Source organism: Absicoccus sp. (genome assembly GCF_034090965.1).
GTDB classification, from domain to species: domain Bacteria; phylum Bacillota_I; class Bacilli_A; order Erysipelotrichales; family Erysipelotrichaceae; genus Absicoccus; species Absicoccus intestinalis.
In genome coordinates this window covers 12947-36469 of sequence record NZ_JAXDRQ010000056.1, presented here as the reverse complement: position 1 = coordinate 36469, position 23523 = coordinate 12947, and the positions used below count along the sequence as shown (strand labels likewise).

The 23523-nt window shown below is 39.1% G+C and carries 22 protein-coding genes and 1 tRNA gene; 18 read left to right on the top strand and 5 right to left on the bottom strand.

Translation table 11 applies throughout. The features are described 5' to 3' along the window. Positions 1 to 42: 42 nt before the first annotated feature. From SOS22_RS07950 to SOS22_RS07935, 4 genes are read left to right on the top strand one after another with little or no spacing between them, the layout of a single operon-like run. Positions 43 to 2196, top strand: coding sequence for an ATP-dependent helicase (locus tag SOS22_RS07950; RefSeq protein ID WP_320596874.1), 2154 nt, complete (start codon positions 43 to 45; stop codon positions 2194 to 2196). A gap of 30 nt (positions 2197 to 2226) precedes the next feature. Then, positions 2227 to 4221, top strand: coding sequence for an NAD-dependent DNA ligase LigA (ligA, locus tag SOS22_RS07945; protein ID WP_320325230.1), 1995 nt, complete (start codon positions 2227 to 2229; stop codon positions 4219 to 4221). Further along, positions 4208 to 5281: a CamS family sex pheromone protein gene (locus SOS22_RS07940; RefSeq protein ID WP_320596873.1), complete on the top strand. Its 1074-nt coding sequence runs from the start codon at positions 4208 to 4210 to the stop codon at positions 5279 to 5281. The genes ligA and SOS22_RS07940 overlap by 14 nt, the downstream gene beginning before the upstream one ends. A 39-nt stretch (positions 5282 to 5320) precedes the next feature. Continuing rightward, positions 5321 to 5905, top strand: coding sequence for a hypothetical protein (locus SOS22_RS07935; RefSeq protein ID WP_320325228.1), 585 nt, complete (start codon positions 5321 to 5323; stop codon positions 5903 to 5905). 58 nt (positions 5906 to 5963) lie between these two features. Here the strand turns inward: SOS22_RS07935 and SOS22_RS07930 are convergent, their stop codons facing one another. Genes SOS22_RS07930 through SOS22_RS07920 form a run of 3 tightly spaced genes read right to left on the bottom strand, consistent with a single transcriptional unit; the run spans position 5964 to position 9974 of the window. After that, positions 5964 to 7811 (bottom strand): ABC transporter ATP-binding protein, encoded by a 1848-nt coding sequence (locus tag SOS22_RS07930; RefSeq protein WP_320596872.1) that lies wholly within the window; start codon positions 7809 to 7811, stop codon positions 5964 to 5966. After that, entirely contained in the window at positions 7798 to 9546 is a 1749-nt protein-coding gene (locus SOS22_RS07925; RefSeq protein WP_320325226.1) for an ABC transporter ATP-binding protein, read from the bottom strand. Before SOS22_RS07925 ends, SOS22_RS07930 begins: the two co-directional genes overlap by 14 nt. Further along, on the bottom strand, positions 9540 to 9974 hold the full coding sequence (locus tag SOS22_RS07920) for a MarR family winged helix-turn-helix transcriptional regulator (RefSeq protein ID WP_320596871.1): 435 nt from the start codon (positions 9972 to 9974) through the stop codon (positions 9540 to 9542). The genes SOS22_RS07925 and SOS22_RS07920 overlap by 7 nt, the downstream gene beginning before the upstream one ends. A gap of 94 nt (positions 9975 to 10068) precedes the next feature. On the opposite strand from SOS22_RS07920, the gene rlmD reads away from it, so the two are divergent. The 3 genes from rlmD (at position 10069) to SOS22_RS07905 (ending at position 12534) form a co-directional block, all read left to right on the top strand. Further along, a complete protein-coding gene (gene rlmD, locus SOS22_RS07915) occupies positions 10069 to 11373 on the top strand; it encodes a 23S rRNA (uracil(1939)-C(5))-methyltransferase RlmD (protein ID WP_320325224.1) in 1305 nt (434 codons plus the stop codon). 13 nt (positions 11374 to 11386) lie between these two features. Next, positions 11387 to 11474 (top strand) — tRNA-Leu (locus SOS22_RS07910). Between the two features lie 172 nt (positions 11475 to 11646). Then, positions 11647 to 12534 carry an NlpC/P60 family protein gene (locus SOS22_RS07905; RefSeq protein ID WP_320325223.1) on the top strand — a complete coding sequence of 296 codons (888 nt, stop codon included), beginning with the start codon at positions 11647 to 11649 and terminating at the stop codon, positions 12532 to 12534. A 61-nt stretch (positions 12535 to 12595) separates the two neighbouring features. Here the strand turns inward: SOS22_RS07905 and SOS22_RS07900 are convergent, their stop codons facing one another. Beyond that, a complete protein-coding gene (locus SOS22_RS07900; protein ID WP_320325222.1) occupies positions 12596 to 13579 on the bottom strand; it encodes an aspartate-semialdehyde dehydrogenase in 984 nt (327 codons plus the stop codon). 3 nt (positions 13580 to 13582) lie between these two features. Beyond that, on the bottom strand, positions 13583 to 14902 hold the full coding sequence (locus SOS22_RS07895; protein ID WP_320325221.1) for an aspartate kinase: 1320 nt from the start codon (positions 14900 to 14902) through the stop codon (positions 13583 to 13585). Positions 14903 to 15043: 141 nt separating this feature from the next. On the opposite strand from SOS22_RS07895, the gene thrC reads away from it, so the two are divergent. The 11 genes from thrC (at position 15044) to SOS22_RS07840 (ending at position 23523) form a co-directional block, all read left to right on the top strand. After that, a complete protein-coding gene (gene thrC, locus SOS22_RS07890; protein ID WP_320596870.1) occupies positions 15044 to 16519 on the top strand; it encodes a threonine synthase in 1476 nt (491 codons plus the stop codon). After that, entirely contained in the window at positions 16512 to 17369 is an 858-nt protein-coding gene (gene thrB / locus SOS22_RS07885; protein WP_320596869.1) for a homoserine kinase, read from the top strand. Before thrC ends, thrB begins: the two co-directional genes overlap by 8 nt. Further along, positions 17362 to 17796: an ACT domain-containing protein gene (locus tag SOS22_RS07880; RefSeq protein ID WP_320596868.1), complete on the top strand. Its 435-nt coding sequence runs from the start codon at positions 17362 to 17364 to the stop codon at positions 17794 to 17796. The genes thrB and SOS22_RS07880 overlap by 8 nt, the downstream gene beginning before the upstream one ends. 1 nt (position 17797) lies before the next feature. Continuing rightward, positions 17798 to 18487 (top strand): TIGR01906 family membrane protein, encoded by a 690-nt coding sequence (locus SOS22_RS07875; RefSeq protein WP_320596867.1) that lies wholly within the window; start codon positions 17798 to 17800, stop codon positions 18485 to 18487. Continuing rightward, positions 18484 to 19032: a Maf family protein gene (locus SOS22_RS07870; RefSeq protein WP_320596866.1), complete on the top strand. Its 549-nt coding sequence runs from the start codon at positions 18484 to 18486 to the stop codon at positions 19030 to 19032. Before SOS22_RS07875 ends, SOS22_RS07870 begins: the two co-directional genes overlap by 4 nt. 65 nt (positions 19033 to 19097) lie before the next feature. Continuing rightward, positions 19098 to 19382 (top strand): HU family DNA-binding protein, encoded by a 285-nt coding sequence (locus SOS22_RS07865; protein WP_320325216.1) that lies wholly within the window; start codon positions 19098 to 19100, stop codon positions 19380 to 19382. A 111-nt stretch (positions 19383 to 19493) separates the two neighbouring features. Beyond that, positions 19494 to 21092, top strand: a complete 1599-nt coding sequence (locus tag SOS22_RS07860) for a putative manganese-dependent inorganic diphosphatase (protein ID WP_320325215.1) — start codon at positions 19494 to 19496, stop codon at positions 21090 to 21092. After that, positions 21089 to 22279 carry a peptidase T gene (gene pepT / locus SOS22_RS07855; protein ID WP_320596865.1) on the top strand — a complete coding sequence of 397 codons (1191 nt, stop codon included), beginning with the start codon at positions 21089 to 21091 and terminating at the stop codon, positions 22277 to 22279. Before SOS22_RS07860 ends, pepT begins: the two co-directional genes overlap by 4 nt. A gap of 37 nt (positions 22280 to 22316) precedes the next feature. Then, a complete protein-coding gene (locus tag SOS22_RS07850; protein WP_320596912.1) occupies positions 22317 to 22697 on the top strand; it encodes a hypothetical protein in 381 nt (126 codons plus the stop codon). Continuing rightward, entirely contained in the window at positions 22604 to 22963 is a 360-nt protein-coding gene (locus SOS22_RS07845; protein WP_320596910.1) for a PP2C family protein-serine/threonine phosphatase, read from the top strand. The genes SOS22_RS07850 and SOS22_RS07845 overlap by 94 nt, the downstream gene beginning before the upstream one ends. 71 nt (positions 22964 to 23034) lie before the next feature. Further along, positions 23035 to 23523 carry a hypothetical protein gene (locus tag SOS22_RS07840; RefSeq protein WP_320596864.1) on the top strand — a complete coding sequence of 163 codons (489 nt, stop codon included), beginning with the start codon at positions 23035 to 23037 and terminating at the stop codon, positions 23521 to 23523.

Here is a 23523-nt window from a genome sequence, read left to right as displayed (position 1 = left end):
CATAACAAATTGAACCGTGATATGATAAAGCACGGTGATAAAATGACAGAAGTACTGGACTCTTTAAATGAAAATCAATATAAAGCAGCAACGACCATTGATTCGCATGTGCGTATCATTGCTGGGGCTGGATCTGGAAAAACACGTGTATTGATGGCACGTATCGTATATTTGGTCAACAAGATTGGCGTATATCCCAGTCGTATTCTTGCCATCACATTTACGAATAAGGCAACCAATGAAATGAAAGAACGCCTGATCCATTTACTTGGAGAAGATGCATATAGTGTGCGTATTTCAACGATTCATGCTTTGTGTGTACGAATATTACGTGAAGATGCGGATAAGTTAGGCTATCCAAAATCCTTTACGATCTTAGATAGCGATGATCAACGATCCATATTGAATCCTTTCTATCGAGAGTTGGATATCGATAAGAAAAGTTTTCCATTGAATAAAGTGATTGGCTTTATTTCCAGTCATAAAATGGCACATGTGGATCCGGAAGAAGCTGAAAATTATGTGCAAACAGAAGAGCAAGAAATCATGGTCAAATTGTATCGCAACTATGAAAAGAAAAAAAAGGAGATGAAGGCATTTGACTTTGATGATTTATTATTGGAAGGCCATCATTTATTGAACTTTGATCGCGAAGTTCGAAAAAAATGGCAAAATCGCTTGGATTACATTCATGTGGATGAATTTCAAGATGTGGATCCAACCCAATATGGCATCATTCGTTTATTGACCGGACCTGATACCAAATTGTGTGTGGTGGGGGACCCCGATCAAACGATTTATACATGGCGGGGGGCATCGGTTGATATTATCTTGCGTTTTGATAAAGATTTTCCTGATTGTCAAACTGTGATCTTGAATCAGAACTATCGAAGCACACAACCCATCTTGAATGCTTCCAATGCGGTCATTGCGCATAATCAATCGCGCATCAAAAAGGATCTATTCACCAATTTGCCAGGTAAGGATAAGATTCATGTACATTGTGAGTTGGATGATGATCAAGAACCATTGTATGTAGCCAAATTGGTGAAACAACGCCATGATCAAGGCATTTCTTATGCGGATATGGCCGTATTGTATCGATCCAATTACACATCTCGGGCATTTGAAAAACGAATGCGACAAGCCAATATTCCTTATGTTGTCTATGGCGGGATTCGCTTTTATGAACGACAGGAAATTAAAGATGCTTTATCGTATTTGAAATTATGTACCCATCCGGATACAGAAGATCCACAACAATTTTCGCTGGACTTAGCTGTGACTCGTGTGATCAATCAGCCTCGTCGAAAAATTGGTGCCGTATCGCTTCAAAAAATTCAGGAAGAAGCATCCGCTCGTCATCTCAATATGTTAGAGACCATGCGTCATAGTCAAGATCTTTCGGGAGCAACAAAAAAACGTTGTGAAGACTTTGTTCATTTAATTGATGATTTACGCTCGCATCGAGATGATTATGCATTAGAAGATTTCCTGGATTATGTATTGGAACGATCCGGTTATATGGATATGTTGGAAAAAGAACAAGATACAACCCGTATCGATAACTTGAAAGAATTAAAACAAGATATCGCACAAACGGTACAAGAAAATCCAGATACCACGTTGGAAACCTATCTTCAAGATATTTCGTTATTTACCGATCGGAATGAGGTGGCCAATTCAGATCATTTACTTTTGATGACCGTCCATGCTGCCAAAGGATTGGAATTTGATACGGTTTTCTTGGTAAATTTTAATGATGGTATCTTTCCAAGCTTACGTTCCTTGGATGAAGGTGGCAATGCTGCCTTGGAAGAAGAAAGACGCTTGTGTTATGTTGCCATGACCCGGGCAAAAAAAGTTTTATATATTACTTACAATCGTGGCTATAGCTATATGTTGGAAGGAAATAAATTACCAAGCCAGTTCTTAAAAGAGATTCCTGCCTCTTTTATTGAATCGGATGCGATGCAGACAAGTCAACATCAAGCATCAAAACCAATTTTATCTTCGACACCGAAAGCTGGTCATAAATCCAAATATCGGAAGGGAGATATTGTGGAACATACGGTCTATGGACAAGGTGTGATCATTAAGGTTGAAGGCCGTGTGGCAACGATTGCGTTTGATCATAAGATTGGTGTGAAAAAATTGAATATCCTACATCCATCTCTCAAGAAACGGGAATCGTGATATAATACAAACATTGATAGGTATATTTATATGGATGAAAAGAAACGAATTCTAGAACTCAGAAAAATATTAGAAGAATATTCGATCGCATATTATGTCTATGATGATCCAACGGTACCTGACCAAGAATATGATCGTCTATTGGATGAATTGATTCATTTGGAACAAAAACATCCGGAAATGTACGATGCCAATTCGCCCAGTCAACGCATCATTGGGTCGGTCTTAGATGGATTTGAAAAAGTGACCCATACATCTTTGATGTTGTCGCTTTCCGATATTTTTAATCTGGATGAGATCCGTGCTTTTTGTAGCCGTATTGAAGAAAGCGTTACCGATGCAGAATATGTAGTGGAATGTAAATACGATGGATTGGCTATGTCACTGACCTATGATAATGGGGAATTCATCCGTGCTGTGACTCGCGGTGATGGAACGGTGGGAGAAGATGTCTCCAATAATATCCGTACCATTCCTTCGATTCCGATGCATATTCCTACTCAGCAGCATGTAGAAGTACGTGGTGAAGTCTATATGCCCAAACAAAGTTTTGAAAAATTGAATGCGAAACAAAAAGCAGCTCATAAAAAGCCATTTGCGAATCCGCGCAATGCCGCAGCTGGTTCGATTCGTCAATTGGATTCACGCATCTGTGCTTCGCGAAAATTGGATGCCTATTGGTATTATTTTCAAAATGCGCAGGATTTTGGCATTTTGACCCAAGAAGAAGCACTAGAAAAAATGCATGAGCTTCATTTTCGAGTCAATCCCATTCGTAAAGTTTGTAAGAACGCGGATGAAATTTGGGCATTCATTCAAGAAATTGGTGAGAAAAGAGAAAGTTTACCATATGAGATCGATGGTATGGTCATTAAATTGAATTCTTTAACGGATTCTTCTCGTTTGGGTACGACTGTTAAAGTACCACGTTATGCGATTGCGTATAAATTTCCAGCTCAACAAGTCCAGACGCGTTTGTTGGATATTCAATTGAGTGTGGGAAGAACTGGCAAGATCACACCCAATGCAGTTTTAGAACCGGTTCGCGTGGCAGGAACCACTGTACAAGCAGCTACTTTGCATAATGAAGATATGATCCTTCATAAAGATTTGCGTATTGGCGATATTGTTGTGATCCATAAGGCCGGTGAGATCATACCAGAAGTTGTGCGAGCCATTCCACAACGTCGTGATGGGACACAAAAGCCGTACATCTTTCCATCTACTTGTCCGGTTTGTGGTTCAAAATTGGTGCGTTTTGAAGATGAGGCAGCGCATTATTGTGTGAATCAAGATTGCCCAGCTCGTGTTGTAGAAAGCATGATTCATTTTGCATCCCGAGATGCGATGGATATTGAAACGCTCGGTGATAAAAAAATTGAACAGTTACATGATTGGGGCTTATTGAATTCCATTGAAGATATTTATTTTTTGAAAGATCATCGCGAAGAATTATTGAATAAACCACATTACCAAGCTAAATCTGTGGATAAATTACTGGAACAAATTGAAGCCAGCAAAAAACAAGAATTAGGTGTTTTATTATTTGGCTTAGGAATTCGACAAGTTGGTAAGAAAGCAGCCATGATCTTAGCGAATGCATTTGGTTCGATGGATGCCTTGCGACAAGCTTCGATCGATGATTTGATCCAGATCAAAGATATTGGTCAAATTACTGCCGAAAGCATCGTTGCCTTTTTTCAAGAAGAAAAGAATATCCATTTGATACAGGTCTTACAAGATCAAGGTTTGTGTATGACGCAAACGAAGAAATCGATCCAACAAAGTCGATTTACGAATAAAACTTGTGTATTGACAGGTACGTTGGAACATTATACGCGCAACGAGGCCAAGGCCATTTTGGTTTCATTAGGTGCCAATGTATCGGGATCGGTTTCAAAGAAAACGGATTATGTCATTTATGGAACGGCAGCGGGTTCAAAATTAACGAAAGCACAAACGTTAGGCGTAGCAACGATGAGTGAGGATGAATTTTTACAGGAGGTAGAAAATGCACAAGCGTAATATACTCGTAGGCATTCTTTGTGCCTCTTTATTAAGTGGTAGTGGTTGTTCATCGATCACTTCGTCCAAATCTTCATCGGATCAACAAGAAGAATATAGTGCTATCTTACCCTATGAATCCAGTGATACGCGGGTCAAACATGTTGGAATCATTGCGAGTGAAGATGTCCGGATACAAATTGAAGATGGTTTGATGGATCTTTCCAAACAATATTTTTCGCCAAGCGAAGTTGGTTATAAGACCCATGCTTTCTTGGATTATGATGAATTGGATGCAACCGATGGCTCACGTGGACTCTTAGGAACATTACGTGATGATAATCCCAATGGTTTAAATCCAAGTACCAATGATGAATTTGATACGGGCAATGGCAAGGTCAAAGGAGCTACCATTTTGGTGGATATCTATGAGCTGGATTGGTATAAGAAAAATGATCTAAAAGGCATTTCTTTGGGCTTGGTTGTCAATGATCGTGTCGGCGATAATAACACGAAGATCACGAAAGCAAAAATGCGACAATATTTGAAAGTAACATCTACGAAATTGGTCAACTATATGCGTTCACGTTTTAATGAGATCAATGATAATATTCCCATCTATGTGGCCACCTATGAATTAAATGGTAGTGAAACCGCGGATGATACGGGCGGATATATGTATTCTGGCTACTTTGAAGGAAATAAACAAGAATATGCCGTTTTAGATGAAAAATGGTATCGCGTTCCAAGTACCAGTTTAACAAGTAAAGATTCAACGACCGCCGATCAATTTACATCTTTCCAAGAAGCCATGCAAAAGGTATTGCCAGATAATTCGTATGTGATTGGCTCTGCCAAGTATGAAGGGGATACCCTCACGCGAATGACCATTGACATTACCGCGCATGGGAAAACAGCAGGTGAAATGTTGGCGGTTTCACAGAGTGCAGAAAAAAATTTATCGAAATTCAAAAAACGTACATGCGAATATACGGTACGGATCACGAATAATGATAAGGTGTACTGCATGATGAAGCGAGCCGCAAACTCGACGGAAGTGGTCAGTGTGACTTCCATGTAGTTTGCAGAGTATGTTATAATGAAAGCCAGGAGACATGCTATGCAAGAAGAAAAAACAAGAAAACCGAAACGAATGAAGAAGGTGAAACGAAAACAGGGACATAAACTTGTTTGGATCACGTTGATCTTGATTGCGATTCCCATTGTTTTCGTATTATATGTCGTAGGAACGAGTGCCATCGGCAGTGATCGACCCGTTGAGGGCAATCGTTTCCAAGATGGTGATTTAGATCCAAAGATCACAACGGAAAATATAGCCGAAGTGCAAACAAAGGTTGCCCAAATTAGTGGTGTATCCGATGTGACCGTCACTTTGGAAAGTGCGACTTTACGTGTGAATTTAGATTGTGCGGATGACGCCGATCAAGCCACGATCAATCAAATCACGGAAGAAGCATATAGTGTTGTGGATAATTTGCTTCCGATCAAGACCTATTTCACCAATAGCAGTAAAGGAAAGATGTATGATCTCGAAGTCGATGGATATAATTATGTGGTAGATAATTCGCATCCTCAATCGAGTCAGATCTATATCAAGATCACAAAGACGGCACCAGGTAAGAAAACGACGGATGTATTAACGACACCAAAAGATCAGGAATTGGTCAATGAAATTACCCGATAGGCAAGGCTTGGCTTTGCCTTTTTTTGTGGGAAAATATTAATGCCTAAGAGAATTTCTCTTAGGCATTATCGGCAAATGATCCTGTATATAATTGATAATATTTACCTTTTTGTTTTAATAGATCGTCATGATTACCACGTTCGATGATCTTACCTTGTTCTAAGACCATGATGGCATTGGCATTTTGTATCGTAGATAAACGATGCGCAATCACAAAGACCGTACGGCCTTCCATCAGTTTATCCATACCTTCTTGAACGATACGTTCGGTATGGGTATCAATGGAAGATGTTGCTTCATCCAAGATCAAGACCGGTGGATTGGCAACAGCTGCACGCGCAATGGAAAGAAGTTGTCGTTGACCTTGCGATAAACTGTTACTATTGATGATCGTATGATAGCCATGTTCCAAGTGCATGATAAATTCATGTGCATTGGCCAATTTTGCGGCGGCAATACAATCGTTGTCACTGGCTTCTAAATTTCCATAACGAATATTATCCATCACGGTACCGGTAAATAAGTTAACATCTTGAAGGACGATACCTAAAGATTGACGCAGGTCTTTTTTCTTGATCAATTTAACATCAATGCCATCATAGGTAATGGAACCTTTTTGGATGTCATAGAAGCGATTGATCAAATTGGTGATGGTGGTTTTACCTGCCCCGGTTGGTCCAACAAACGCGATCTTTTGACCGGGTTTCGCAAATAAATTGATATCATGGAGAATTTCTTTATTCGGCGTATAGCTAAAGGAAACATCCAAGAAGCGAACATCGCCTTTTAATTCAACATATTCGGTTCCATTTTTACGTGGATGCGCCCAGAACCAATGACCTGTATTTTCATGGCATTCATGCCAATTTCCTTGTTCATCTTGTTTCATATTGACCAAGGTGACTCGGCCATCATCGACTTCGCTTACAGCATCTTGGAGTTCACAGATTCGTTGCGCACCGGCTTGAGCCATGACGATCGCATTTAATTGGGTTGAAATCTGACCAATGGGACCATTGAAAGATCGGTTCAACTGGATAAAAGCCGCAATGGTTCCTAAAGTTAAGCCACCCATATGATTGATGGCTAAGATAGATCCTACTAACGCATTTAATACTAAAGATATATAGCCCATATTACCTAAGATTGGCATTAGGACATTGGCATATTTATTGGCTTGGTCGGCGGCATGAAACAAATCTTCATTATATTGATTAAATTCCTCAATCGATGCTTGTTCATGATTGAAGACTTTGATGACTTTACTTCCTTCGATCATTTCTTCAATAAATCCGTTGACCGTACCCAGATCTTTTTGTTGGCGAATAAAATAGGTGCTGGATTTTTTTGACACATTTTTGGAAACAAGGATCATCAAAGCACCAACCGCAAAAGTGACACAGGCCAGAGGAATATTTAAGATCAACATGGAAATCGATACGGTAATGATCGTGATCAATGAAGAAAGAGCCATCGGAATACTTTGCGATAATAATTGACGTAGCGTATCAATATCATTGGTATAGACTGACATGATGTCCCCATGGGCATGGGTATCAAAGTAGCCAATAGGCAAGGTTTCCATGTGTTTAAATAAGCCATCACGTAATTTCTTTAAAGAGCCAACGGAAATGGTCACACATAGAAAATTAAATAACCAGTTTGCGAATACACCAATCAGAAAAATGATGGAAACTTGGATCAGTGCATGAAACAAAGGCGTGTAATTGGGATGGGTCTGACCAATCAATGGGGTAATGTAGTCATCGACCAATTGTTGCAGGAACATACTGCCATAGACACTGGCCAATGATGAAAGGATGATGAAGATCAATACGAGTAGACAATGTATAGGATAATTATGAATGACTTCTTTTACGATACGGACTAAACTATTCTGCTTCATCAAAATCACCTCCTCCTTCTTGTTGAGCTTCAAATGTTTCTTTATATGTTGGTGATGTCTTCAATAAGGTTTCATGATTACCGATGGCATCGATCTTTCCATTGTTTAAAACAATGATCATATCCGCATCTTGGATGGAACTGATTCGTTGAGAAATGATCAAGCGTGTGATATGGGGTACTTTTTCTTTAAAAGCCTGACGAATCAACGCATCTGTCTTGGTATCAACAGCACTGGTAGAATCATCCAAGATCAAGATTTTTGGTTTTTTCAATAAAGCACGGGCAATACATAAACGTTGTCGTTGGCCACCCGAAACATTGGCTCCACCACGTTCAATATGACTATCGTATTTTTCAGGCATTTTTTGAATAAATTCATCGGCCTGTGCCCACTGACAAGCTTCTAGAATTTCTTCATCACTCGCATTTGGATTTCCCCAACGCATATTTTCTTTGATAGAACCAGAAAACAAGATATTTTTTTGAAGGACCATGGCGACATTATCACGCAACACTTCCAGATCATACTTTCGAACATCGATACCACCGACTCGGATGGATCCGGACGTGACATCATATAGACGAGGAATCAATTGAACAAAACTTGATTTTGAGCTTCCGGTAGCACCAAATATGCCCACGGTCGAACCAGTAGGAATGGAAATATTGATATCACTCAAAACATGCTCATCTTCTTTATCGTTTTTACCATAATCAAAATAGACATGATCAAATTGAATGCTGCCATCGGCAACCGAATTGATCGCATTTTCAGGGGACACGATCGAACTTTTTTGCGTTAATACTTCACTGATTCTTTGACCAGAAGCAATGGACATCGATACCATGACGACGACCATCGATAACATCATCAATGCGAATAAGATGTTCATGACATAGGTCAATAAAGTCATTAATTGACCGGTTGTCAATTGGGAACTCACGATCATGTGAGCACCAACCCAGGCAATCCCTAAAATCATGATATAAGCAGAAAGTTGCATGGCTGGTGAGTTGATGCTTAAGATACGTTCCGCTAATCGTTGTATCTTGAATAAGTTTTGGCTGGTATCTTCAAATTTATGAATTTCATAAGGTTCCCGCACAAAGGATTTGACGACTCGAATACCGGTTATATTTTCTTGGATACGTGCATTTAAGGCATCGTATTTTTTGAATAAACGATTGAAGATGGGACGGACAATAAAGATGACGCCAAATAAGACAAGGGCGAGAAAAAGACTGACGCCTAAAAAAATCAGGGCGATCTTGCGATTGATCAAAAAGGTCATCACCAAAGAAGCAATGAGCATCATGGGTGCACGAGCACATGTACGAATGACCATCATGAATGCCATTTGCACATTGGTAACATCGGTTGTCATACGCGTGATCAATGAACCCGTGGAATAGTGATCAATTTCTTTAAAAGAAAAATTGGAAATATTTTTATATTCCGCTTTTCTAAGATTTTTCGCAAATCCAGTGGATGCATAGGCTGCATATTTACCACTTTGGAACCCACAATATAAAGAAAGGATAGCAGCGGCCAACATCAATGCAGCACTTATACCAACAACGTGTAGATTGCCTTTTTGAATGCCTTCATCGACCATGATGGCTAATTGATAGGGAATAAAAACTTCCATCAAGGCTTCGACAATGACCCACAACGGGGTAACAATGGTAGCACGTTTGTATTCTTTTAGTTCAGAAAGAATCGTTTTTAACATGGTTTTTCCTCCATTTCTATATTTTGTAAAATTTGTATCAGCATCGATCGTAATGACACTTGGGAATCTACATCGATATTTTTCATCAATTGCGATTCCATATCTTCAAATACAAGACAAATTTGATGATGGATCTTTTGTGCCTCTTCCGTTTCATTGATATACCGAATTCGTTTATCTTTCTTACTGAGACTGCGATAGACATAGCCTTTGTATTCCAACCGATGGACAAGCCCCGTTAGGGTCGGATACGAAAGTTGCAACTGATCTTGTAGTTCTTTTAAGGTGATGCGATGATCCTCTTGTTGATGTAGAATAAATAAAATATCCAATTGTGGTTTGGTCAAATCAAACGATTGCAAACGTTGCTGAATATATTTATTAATTTCTATGTTAATATGCTTAAAATAATATCCATAATGAAACATAACTCCTCCTATTATTTAGCATGCTAAATATATATACAACGAATATACGCATTCGTCAATTGATATCTACAAATAAATTGTTTAGAATGTGAACATGAAGAAAAATGAAGTATATACGACCCAGATCCTTGATCTAACGAATATGGCTTATGGCGTGGCTCGTATTGATGGATGGGTTGTTTTTGTTCCCAATGTATTAGCTCAAGAAGAAGTAAAAGTAGGAATCACGAAGGTTTGTAAAAAATATGCCTATGCACGATTGATAGAAGTCATCAAGCCCAGTCCGGATCGGATCGAACCGGTTTGTCCGGTTGCTAAGACGTGTGGTGGATGTCAGTTGCAACATATGCGCTATCCAGCTCAATTGGCTTATAAACAAAAAATGGTACAGGATTGGATGCCGGAACAAGAAGTTCGATATCCATTGGGCATGAATACGCCCTATGCCTATCGGAATAAGGCCCAATTTCCGATTCAGATTCATTCGGATAAGGTGGTCATGGGTTTTTATCGTCTACATTCCAATGACATTGTTCCTATTCAACGCTGTGCCATTCAAGATCCTGTGATCAATGACTTGTATGAATGGTTTCAACAACATTTAACACCTCGACTCGCACAAGGTTTACGACATATATATATACGATATTGTTCGTCCACGCACCAATCACAAATTGTTTTGATTGGTCAACAAAAAAACGATTGGGAGCCATTGGTGAAAGATTGTGTGGCTACATTTGATCATGTGGCAAGCATTGTTTATAATCGAAATACGCGAAAAGACAATGTGATCTTAGGCGAAGAGTACGAGGTATTATATGGAAAGCCATATATCTTGGCTACCTGTTTCGAAAACCAAGTACGTTTGCATTTCAAAGCGTTTTTTCAAGTCAATTCGATGCAAATGGAAGTCTTATACCAACAAGCGTTGCAGGCAGCTTGCTTGGATCCATCCATGACGGTCATCGATCTCTATGCTGGAACCGGAACCATTGGAATGATGGCGGCCTCTTATGTGAAACAAGTGATTGGGGTAGAAATTGTGCCCGAAGCGGTGGAAAATGCGAAAGAAAATTATGCGTTAAACGATCTCCATAATGGGTCTTATTATTGTATGGATGCCAGTCAGTTTGCACATGCCATGAAAGAACAAAAACAAAATGTTGATGTTGTTTTTGTGGATCCACCACGAAAAGGGATGAATAAACAAGGCATTGAAGATATTGCGAAATTAGATCCACAACGTGTGATCTATGTGTCTTGTAACCCAAAGACATTAGCACGAGATATCCAAAGTTTTGCACAGGTGGGCTATGATTGCCAATATGTGCAACCCGTCGATTTATTTTGTCAAACAAATGGTATAGAATGTGTAGCCAAATTGGAAAAAATAGATTAAAATAAGACTACACGCGGTCGTGGTGGAATCGGTAGACACGCAGCTTTGAGGGGGCTGTGGAAATTATTTCTGTGTGCGTTCAAATCGCATCGGCCGCACCATAAGAAAATCAAGTGCTTCCAGAAGTGGTAAAATGGAAGCGCTTTTTCTTTATTTTGTCTCAAAAAGTGGGAAATCCTGTGTGAAATTGTGTGTTTTTAGGCTAAAAAGTGGAATTTGATGGAAATTCATGATTACATAAAAAAGGCTTTTATGAAAGAATGGAGGGATTTAATGCGTTACGCAAAAAGATGGGCCATGATTTTCGCATCTATTTCATGCTTAGGTTCATTGGCCACACCTGTATTTGCCAACGAGGGGAGCACATACAAAGTTGATTATAAAGATAAGAGTTCAGTCATTCCGGTTTTCGAAAAAATGTATACCGAAAACATGGGAACTATGAAGTACAAAAATACAAGTTTGATTCAAGACCAAGAGGTCATGACTTATGAATCGAAAACATACCGAATGGAAGTTTCGGGATTGGAGCTCGATGAAAAAGGGGACCAAAACGTCGTTTTTAAACTTTCGAAAAAGAATACAATATTGCCATCAACAGAACAGAAGAAAACGACAGTATCTGTAGTGGCACCAAAACCAAATTTAGAAGTTAGCCAAACTACGATCGATACTGTTGAAAATAAAACAGTGGATCTATCTTCTTATGTATCCACAGATGAAGATGCGACCCTTTCTTTTTCAGGCAGTGTCGATTATTCTAAAATTGGTACATATACAGTAACGGCTACCGCAACCAATAAATCAGGTGGCCAGGCAGAAACCACATTGACTGTTCATGTCAATAAAGATGATTTTTATGACAAAATTGCCCAAGCGGCTAAAGCACAAGTGGGAGTGAGCCAAGATTGTACGATGCTTGTCACGAATTCATTAAAAGCGGTAGGCATTGATTTTCATGGATGGCCAGAAGAATACTTGTCCTTAGGGGACCGAACGGACAATCCAGTTCCGGGTGATATCTGTGTGTATCAAGGACATGTTTCCGTCTATATTGGTAATGGCCAGGCTGTCCATGGAGGATGGAATGGGAACCAAACCGTTATTACCAGTGTACAGTGTTCATCACCATTGATTGCTTATGTCCATGTTCGTCATTAGTCGTGTGAAATACACGACTTTTTTTCTGCATAAGAAAAAACCCAGAATGGTCTGGGTTTTGTTACTTGATCAATTCTTGTAAGATTTGTACAGCGTTGGTGGCAGCACCTTTGCGAATCTGATCGCCACAGCAGAATAGCGATAAGCTATGGCCAGTTGGATCGGAGATATCCTTACGGAAACGACCAACATAGACAAGATCTTGATTGGTTGTATCCAATGGCATTGGATAGATACCCTTTTTAGGATCATCTTTTAAGACACATCCGGCCGCTTGATTGATCAATGCGCGAGCTTTTTCAACATCCACTTCTTTTTCACATTCGATGAAAATGCTTTCGCTATGACTACGGAAGATAGGCACGCGAACACAAGTACAACTGACGAGTAAGTTTTCATCATGCCAGATCTTACGACCTTCATTTTGCATTTTCCATTCTTCTTTAGAGATACCTTGATCATCAAAATCACCAATTTGAGGAATTAAGTTATAAGCAATTTGATAAGGGAAAGCCGTACTAGGTACGCTTGGATCTTTGGACTGTACTTCTAGATCGTGGATACCTTTCACACCTGCCCCCGAAACGGCTTGATACGTAGAAACGATCATGCGTTTGATGCCAAATTCTTTACGAAGGGCATTTAAAGCAACCAACGCAATGATGGTTGCACAATTGGGATTGGCAATCAAACCATGATGATTTTGAATATCTTCTGGATTGATTTCCGGGATGACCAAAGGGACATCTTTATCTAAACGATAAGCACTGGAATTATCCACTACGATCACATGATTTTTTTGTGCCCAGGGCATCCATTTTTTTGTGATATCATTGCCAGTTGCCCCCAAAGCATAATCGACATCTTGAAAAGAGTCTTCACAAAGTTCTTCAACAGCAATTTCTTGACCTTTATATGTAAATGTTTTACCAACCGAACGAGCGGAAGCTAATAATTTCAATTCACCAGGAACGTTTCTTTCTTCTAAACATTGCAACATTTGCTGACCTACAGCACCGGTTGCACCAACAATTGCGATTTTCATGATCTATTCTCCTTCTTTTGTAACAAACGTGTCATAAATGACTTGAATGGTCTTTTTGAAATCTTCTTCTTTGACACCCACTGTAATATTCATTTCATCACTGCCTTGAGCAATCATGCTGATATTGATATGATTGGAACCTAGTGCGCCAAATAAACGACCAGAAGTACCTGGTTTGGATGACATGTTACGACCAACGGTTGAAATCAAAGCAAGACCGGATTTTGCACGTACACGATCAGGTTTTAATTCTGTTTTGATACGTGCGACCATTTCATATAATATATCTTCTACATCTTTATCTGCAACTACAATGCTGAAGGAATCAATGGAACTTGGAATATGTTCAATCGAAATGCGATAATCTTCTAAGATGGATAAGACTTTACGAATGTAACCCACTTCATTGGACATATGTTTCTTATAGACAAGAATGCTTGTGAAACCGGTCTTACCGGCAATGCCCGTAATGGGATATTCACTTGGTTGATCGATATTTTCTTGAATGATCGTTCCTTTGTCTTGTGGCCGGTTGGTATTTAAAATATGGATCGGTATATTTTTCTCTTTGGCCGGGAAAATGGCATCTTCATGCAATACGCTGGCTCCCATATACGATAATTCACGCAATTCCGAATACGTGATATGCGTAATGGGTTCAGGATTCTTGACAATGCGTGGATCTGCCATCAAGAAACCAGAAACATCGGTCCAGTTTTCATAAATGTCAGCATCAATGCAACGTGCCAAGACAGCACCGGTTATATCTCCACCACCACGAGGGAAAGTTTGGATATGACCATTGGCATCGGTTCCATAGAAGCCAGGAAAGACAAAATGGTCATATTTTGCACATTTGGCTTTTACTTTTGCGGTCGTTGCTTCCCAGTCGATGCTTTTATCCATTTTAAAACGAATGACATCGGCAGCGTCAACAAAGGCATAGCCTAAATATTCAGCCATCATTTTGGCACAGAAATATTCGCCACGACTGACAATTTCGGCTTGGGTCATTTTGGATAAATTCGCAAAGAACTCATCGAGTTCTTTTTCCATATTTAGTTGTAAGCCTAATTCTTCTTTGATCGATAAAAAACGCTCGCGAATGATCTTGGTGACATTCGAAGCATCGACATGATAATGACGATGTGCATCTAATAGATAGAGCAAATCGGTAATTTTATTATCGCTTGCCGTACGCCGTCCTGGGGCACTGACAACAACATATTGACGAGCAGGATCTGACTTTACAATATTTTTTACTTTTTTAAATTGTGTTGCGTTTGCGACACTGCTACCACCAAATTTTGTGATTTTTAACATGCTAGTCTCCATATCTATCATTAAGATTTTGTGTACGAATGGTGTACATGATGCAAGAAAAAAGTTTCAGTTTGAAAACACTTGTTTTTGCATTGTGGACATTGTATCATAGGAGATGTAGATTTTCAAGGAGGATTTGACATGCACGAAGTATACGAATCTACTCGAAATAGAGATCGAAAAATCACTAGTAAACAAGCCATTTTTGAAGGTATTTCTCCGGATGGAGGATTATATGTTTGGCCAGAACTAGCTCAAGTACAATTAGATTTGACTACGATTTGTAAACAAAGTTATCAAGAAAATGCTGTATATATTTTGCATCATTTATTACCTGATTTCACCAAAGAAGAATTGGAACAATGTGTGGCCAATGCCTATGGGAACACCTTTTCTTCACCAGACATCACCCCACTACGTAAAGTAGGTGATGTGTATGTATTGGAATTATTCCATGGACCTACATCTGCCTTTAAGGATGTTGCCTTGACTTTGCTTCCTCAACTGATGTCGGTCGCCTTACGATCGGCACATCAGAAAGCCTTGATCCTTACGGCAACTAGCGGTGATACCGGCAAGGCAGCTTTGGCTGGTTTTCAAGATGTAAAAGATACGGGTATTGTGGTTTTTTATCCCGATCATAAAGTCAGTCAGGTACAATATCGTCAAATGGTCACCCAACGAGGCAAGAATGTCAAAGTATATGGTGTGAAAGGTAATTTTGATGATGCGCAAAGCAAGGTAAAAGAATTATTCTTGGATCCTGATTTGCGTGAAGTGGCTGCCAAATATCATGTGCGTTTGACCAGTGCGAATTCTATCAATATTGGTCGCTTGGTTCCGCAAATTGTTTATTATTTTGAAGCCTATAAGCAATTGGTCAACCAAGGCGTGATCCAATTGGGAGATAAGATTTCTTATAGTGTTCCTACTGGTAATTTTGGTGATGTGTTAGCCGGTTATTATGGCTACTTGATGGGATTGCCTGTTGAAAAATTCTATGTTGCGTCCAATGCGAACCATGTGTTGACTGATTTTTTAACAACGGGTATTTATGATCGAAATCGTGAATTTATTCAAACCATCTCACCAAGTATGGATATTTTGATTAGTTCGAATTTGGAACGCTTGCTCTATTATGTATCCAATTGTGATGCAGACTTTGTGAAAGGTTGCATGGATGAATTGGCGCAAACCGGGAAATATCAAATTCCAGCGGATTTGTTGAAAAAGATCCAATCCTTATTTGATTGTGGTTATATTGATGATGTACAAACCAAAGCGGTCATTGGTAAAACGTATCAAGAAACGAACGAAATTTTGGATCCTCATTCTGCAATTGGGTATGAAATTGGTAAAGCAGCTAAGGAGCGTCCAATGGTGACTTTGGCTACCGCCAGTCCTTATAAATTCGCCCAAGATGTATTGAATGCCATTGGTGTAAAAGAAGCAGATCCGATGCAGGCCATGAAAAAATTGGAAGACTATGCCCATGAAAAAACACCAAAGGGATTGGCTGAATTGAATGATTTACCAATTCTACATAAAGATGTCATTTCAATCGATGATATGAAACAAGATGTCGCCAATTATATTGAGGAGTTGTTTCATGATTAAAGTGTGTGTCCCTGCTACATCGGCCAATTGTTGTGTTGGTTTTGATTGTATGGGGATTGCTCTAGATTGGTGGTCAACCTTTACATTTGATGTTGCACATACGACATGGATTTCTGGTTGTGATCCTCAATTTGGGACACCAGACAATTTAGTCCTGCAAGCATTTTATCGAACTTGCGAAATATTGGATGTAAAAAAACCAGCCGTTCATTTGCACATTCAAACGGATATTCCGTTCAGTCATGGTTTTGGGTCTTCGGCCACATGCATTGTTGCAGGAATCTTAGGTGCGAATGCCTGGTTTCATACATCGTTAACGAAAGCGGATGTATTAAAAATTGCGACCGATATTGAAGGTCATCCAGATAATGTGGCACCAGCAATTTTTGGTGCAGCTACGGTATCCATCATGGTCGATGGGATACCTCATATGACCTATCTTCCAACCGCAAATTGGCAGATCTTGGCCATCGTGCCAAAAGAAACCATATCGACCAAAGCAGCACGAAAAGTTTTGCCACCATCGATTTCGTTTGATCAGGCCAAACAACAAGTGGCCCATGCTTTGGTGTTTGAGCAAGCTTTACAAACAGGAGATGAAGAAGCTTTATTTCTGAGTTGCGTTGATTATTTACATGAACCCTATAGAAAAGATTTGATCCCAGAATATGAAGGGATTCATGCCTATTGTCAAGCACATGATTTATCCATGTGGATTTCTGGTTCGGGTAGTTCGATGCTTGCGATTTCAAAAGACAAGAAAAAATTAGATGATCTTGCCAGTACATTGGTTGTTCCTTGGCATCATGTACAAATTTCTCAAAAAGGAGCGTATATAGAGTATGAGTAAGTATTATGTCGTTTCCTCAGATATATTGCCAGATGTATTAGAAAAAGTCATAGAAGCACGTAACTTGTTGCAGTCAGGAAAGGTCAAACGCATTAGTGAAGCTGTAAAAGCGGTTGGTGTATCACGTGGTACGTATTATAAATATAAAGATGCTGTTTTTTCTTTCAATGATGAAACATCTCGTCGCCGAGCGGTCATTACGATGATCATCTCTCAAGAAGCAGGGTCTTTATCCAAAGTATTGAATTTAGTAGCTTCTAAAAATGGGAATATCTTAGCAATCAATCAAACAATACCTATCAATGGGATCCATACTTTATCTTTGACCTTGGATATCACCGATATGGATGTCACGATCGACGTTTTCTTGCATTTATTGTCAAATCTAGATGTCATCGATAAAGTAGATCTGGTTGCTGTAGAATAAGATGAAAAAATGGATCAGTTTACTTTTTGGTTGGTGTGTCATTGTTGCCGTTCTTTTATGGAGCGTGCGACTTTGGGCACTTCAACCAAGTTTTTATTATCATATCTATGATCAAATGGATCTAGCCGATAGCTTGGATGTTTCAGATCGTGACCTGGATCGTTGTATTACGGTATTGTTGGATTATCTAAAAGATGATCGACAAGACATTCAAGTGACCATTACCCAATCCAAAACGAAACGCAAAGCTTTTGATTGGCGTGAAACGACCCATATGAAAGATGTGAAACAATTTTATCAAAATGCGATAATGGTCAGAAACATCCTATCGATGGCAGCCATTGGGATTGGGATATGTATGTATCGTAAGAAAAATGGCAAATTCTTTTTGGCGAAGGGATATTTACGTGCGTGTATCGGTTTTCTGATATTGATTGGGATCTTAGGAATGTGGATCTTGACCGATTTTACGGATTTCTGGACGCATTTTCATCAAGTCTTCTTTACCAATGAGTATTGGTTATTGACCCCAGGTGTAGACTTTATGATTGATATGTTACCAGAAACGGTTTTTTCACAATTAGTCATTCGCATCGTGATCACAGTCATAGTGATCTTAGGATGTGTTTGTATAGGGTGTGGGCGTCTACTCTTAAAAAAAGCACCCATTGGATTTGAGGAGGATTCATGAAAATAGTATTGGCTTCGAATTCACCGCGAAGAAAAGAATTATTGGAACAGGCTCATTTTCGCTTTGAAGTGGAACCTGCCAAAGTAGAAGAGGTATTTGATGAAAGCTTACCCATTGATGAAGCTTTAATGAAAGTAGCGCAAACAAAGGCTATGGATGTTGCGGATGTGTATCCGGACTATGTTGTGATTGGTGCGGATACGATCGTTTATTTTCAAGGAAAACGGTTAGGAAAACCGAAAAATAAAAACGAAGCAAAAAGATGTCTGCATGCATTATCCAATCAAACCCATGAAGTGAAAACGGGGGTTTGTATCATCAAAGATCATCAGTGTTATCCGTTTGTGGAAACGACCAAAGTGCATTTTCGAGATTTATCGGATTTTGAAATGGATAAATATGTGAAAAGTGGAGCTTGCATGGATAAAGCCGGTGCATATGGAATCCAAGAATGCGATTTTGTGGAATGGATCGATGGTTCGTATTCCAATGTTGTGGGCTTACCAATGGAAAGAATATGTCAATTTTTCCACGTGCGGTTTTAGCTTTTCTTTTCAGTTTGTAAGTGTTACAATAAGCGCGTTCAAGAATTAAAGGAGGAACAATTATCATGGCAGAAGTGGTAAAAAAACAAGACTTAGCTAATGCATTAGCTGAAGAGTATGGTATTTCGAAAAAAGATGCGACTGCATATGTACAAAGCGTATTTGATACGATTGCTGATACATTGAAAAATGATGGAACCGTTGATGTATTTGGCTTTGGAAAATTTACCTTGGCTCAACGTTCAGCTCGTACAGGTATTAACCCAATGACGAAGGAAAAGATTGAGATTCCTGCTTCGAAGAGCGTTAAATTCAAAGCGGCAAAAACTTTGAAAGACGCAGTGAAATAAGGATATGGACTAAGAGCACGATGTGCTCTTTTTTTAAAATATGTGCGAAACCGTGAAAGCGCTATAAATTTTGTTATAATAGATACATACTATTAGAAAACGAGGAAATTTATGAGTTTACCAATTTACGTAATAGGACATAAACATCCAGATACGGATGCGATATGTTCTGCATTGGCGCTTACGGCCTTTAAAGAAGCCCAAGGAATTCATGCCGTAGCCGGTCGAATTGGACATTTAAGTCCAGAAACTTCATTTATATTAGATAAAGTAGGCATACAACCGCCACTATATATGAATACTGCCAAATGTTCTTTATCTGAAATCGAAATTGATGAAGCTGTTCGGGTGCATCCAGACGATACGATTCGTTTTGCTTGGGATGTTTGTTTAGAGCATCATGTAAAAACATTATATGTCGTTAATGAAGAAGATGAATATCTAGGTATTTGTACGATCAATGACATTTCAAAGATCCAGATGCAGGATGTAAGCATCACCAAAGATTTATTAAAAGACACCCCTCTAGCAAATATTGTCCGTGCTTTAAAAGGTCAATTTATTTATGAGGGAAATCTTTGTCGTAGTGGATATGTGCGCATATCGGATAAACGGTTGAATGAAAGAAATTTGGAAGGGGCCATCATGGTCTTGGATGATCATGAAGATGATATGTTTAAGAGCATCGTTCGTGGTTGTGCTGTCATTGTTTGTACGCAAAATTATCGTCCATCGGATTATATCATCGAAATTGCCAAACAAAAGGGTGCAACATTGATCCAGACGCCCTACAATATCATGAAAGTGATCCAAATGATTTATCGTTCCATTCCGGTATCTTTTATCATGACGCCAAAAGAAAAGATCATATCTTTTAGTCAATCGGAATTTGTGGAGCAGGTGGAAAGTGAAATGTTGAAAACGCGTCATTCGAGTTATCCCGTCCTTTTTCAGAATCATTTGGTGGGTTCGGTTGCACGATATCATTTGTTGAAGAGTGAAAAGAAAAAATTTATCTTGGTTGATCATAATGAAGTCAAACAATCGATTGATGATATTGAGACGGCTGAAATTGTGGAAATCGTGGATCATCATCGTATTGGTGATATTGAAACAAGTCGTCCCATTTCGTTTCGAAATATGATCATTGGTAGTACTTGCTCGATCGTTGCGATGATGTATCGCGAAGCCCATATTCATATGTCCAATGAAATAGCCATGTTATGTGCCTATGGCATGATCAGTGATACATTAAATTTTCATTCACCGACAACAACACAAATAGATATAGATCTAAAGGCATATTTGGAAAAAGAATATGGATTGTGTTTGAACGACATGGCAAAAGAACTATTTGAAAATACGGCAACTATCAAGGGAAAGGAATTTAAAAACTTATTGTATAACGATACAAAAGAATATATCTTGAGTGGTCATCGTATCGATATTTCACAAGTATTTACTTATAATCTGGATGATGTAGATTATATCGAAAAAGATTTTAAGGCATTTATGGAACAAGAAAACAAAAAGCTTCATTATGATTTATTGATGATGGTCTTTACCAATGTAGAAGGCAATGGCTCTCGTTTCTTATGTGTCGGTGATCTAGCACAAGATGTGGCACCGGCCGTAGCTCGTTTTGCCGATCAGCAATTTGTTTCTCGGAAAAAACAAATCGTACCGTCACTAGCGCAGGTGTTATTATGAGTGTTGCCAATCGTTTTTTGCGGTATATATCGTATGATACCCAATCCAATGAAGAAAGTACGACAATTCCCAGTACCGCAAAACAATGGGAATTATCGAATCAATTGTATAAAGAATGTCTTTCCTTGTTTGATCATGTTGAACAAGGAAACGATGGGATTGTTTATGCAACATTAAATGCCACCAAAGCGGACGATTCCATTGGGTTTTTAGCCCATATGGATACAGCAACTGAAATCAGTGGAGCCAGGGTGGAACCACAGATGATTCGTGATTATGATGGGCAATCGATTACTTTAAAGAATGGACTTGTGATCGATCCGGACATCTATCCGGTATTGAAGACATGTATCCACGATGACTTGATCGTAACGAATGGAAATACCTTATTGGGTGGAGATGATAAAGCGGGGATCGCCATTATTCTTACGGCTATCGAACAAATACGATCGTTACCACATGGTAAGATTTGTGTTGCGTTTACTGTGGATGAAGAAATTGGTCGTGGTACGGATACATTTGATTTGCAGAAGTTTCCAGTCGATTATGCATATACGATCGATGGCGATCGTATTGATAATGTTGAATATGAAAATTTTAATGCAGCCCAAGCGACGATCACGATCAAAGGAACCGCAATTCATCCTGGCGAAGGTAAAGATAAATTAGTGAATGCTTCTTTGTTGGCGATGGATTTTGCCCATTGTATTCCGCATAATCAAACGCCAGCCCATACGCAAGGTAGAGAAGGGTTCTTTCATTTATTAAAGCTGGAGGGTGATGTGGCCAAGGCAAAGATGGTCTATATCATTCGTGATCATGATGCCACAAAATTTGCACGTAAGAAAGCGTTGATGAACAATGTTGTCGATGCTTTAAATGACAAGTATGGACAAAGATTTTCCATCGAAATGCATGATCAATATCATAATATGGCCGAATTTATGACCGATAAGACGCCAGTAAATCGGGCGAAAAAAGCGATGGCGCGCTGTGGCTTGGAAGCGGTATCCATCCCGATTCGTGGCGGAACGGATGGCGCGATGTTGAGTGAAAAGGGATTGGCTTGCCCCAATCTGGGTACGGGAACGTTTCTTCATCATGGACCACGGGAATTTGCTTCTCTTTCTAAAATGGCACAAATGGTAGAAATATTGGTACAAATTATCAAAGGTGAGGGTATCTAGGATGCCCTTTTTTGTGTTTTTTTATATAATACAAGTAATGAAAATTCAAGCATTCAGCATAGCTGGGAAAAAAGCACAGAATGAAGATTATTTTGGTGTATATCAGAAAGGTCGAAAGTTGATCATGCCATCAAGTTGGATCCATACACGACATGCGAAAGATCATGTGGGATTGTTTGTTGCGGATGGGGTTTCTACTTCGAATGCTCCTTTGCGGGCTGCTCGTTTTACTTGTCAACAATTGGCAGACTGGCAAGGGCAAGACATTCAAAAGACATTGCAAGCCATGGATCAAACAATCAAAAAAAGGATGAATGGATCCATGTGCACGGTTTCGGGTGGATATATCGAAAAAAACGACTTACGTATTTTAATGTGGGAGATAGTCCGATTTTTTTGTTTCGGGATCATACTTTGATGCTTTTATCAAAACCGCATATTTTAGAAGGCTATCCGCATGTGATTACTTCTTGTATGGGGTATTTAACGGCTTACTATGCGCATTCTTTGTCTATTCAAGCAAGGGATCAATTGGTTTTTGGTTCAGATGGTGTACTGGAGTCTTTATCTGTGGATGAATTAGCTCATGCATTGGATCAAAATACATCGATCGAACAAATTTTTCAAATGGCATTGCATGCCGGCTCACAAGATAATATGACTTTGATTCGAGTCCAAATTTAAGGATACTTTTGGGTATCTATATTTTATTTTATGGGGGATAGTGTACAATGGGTACATGGGAGGATGATACAATGGAAATGAATAGAATTGATATTTCCAACATCAAAGAAATCAATAAACGGCAGGTGTGTTGCACATATGTTCCTACGTTTCCATTGAATCATGATGTTGTTTGTGCCATGATCCAAGTCTGGGCTTTACGGGATCTAGCTAAAATACAAAATTTGGAGACATATGAAAAGAAAGATTATCAAAATGTTTGTCACTATCAGGATGTAGATGCCAAAACTTTTGATGGTTTTCATGATCCGGACCTTCGCGGATTGGATTGTCCAGATGTTTTTGTAGAAGGAGAAAGCCAATCTTGTGATTGTTGGATTCGATTTGCGTTTTTGGAATCAGAAAACAAAATTGAATTGCATTGTCCAAATGATTATATTGTGAATCGATTTTTATTAGGTGGAAATCAAAGAGAGCGTTCTTTGCATGCGTTTGCACATTTGATGGATGCGATGGAAATCGAGGCATATGTTTTTCTGGCCAAAGAAAAGGAGCGATAA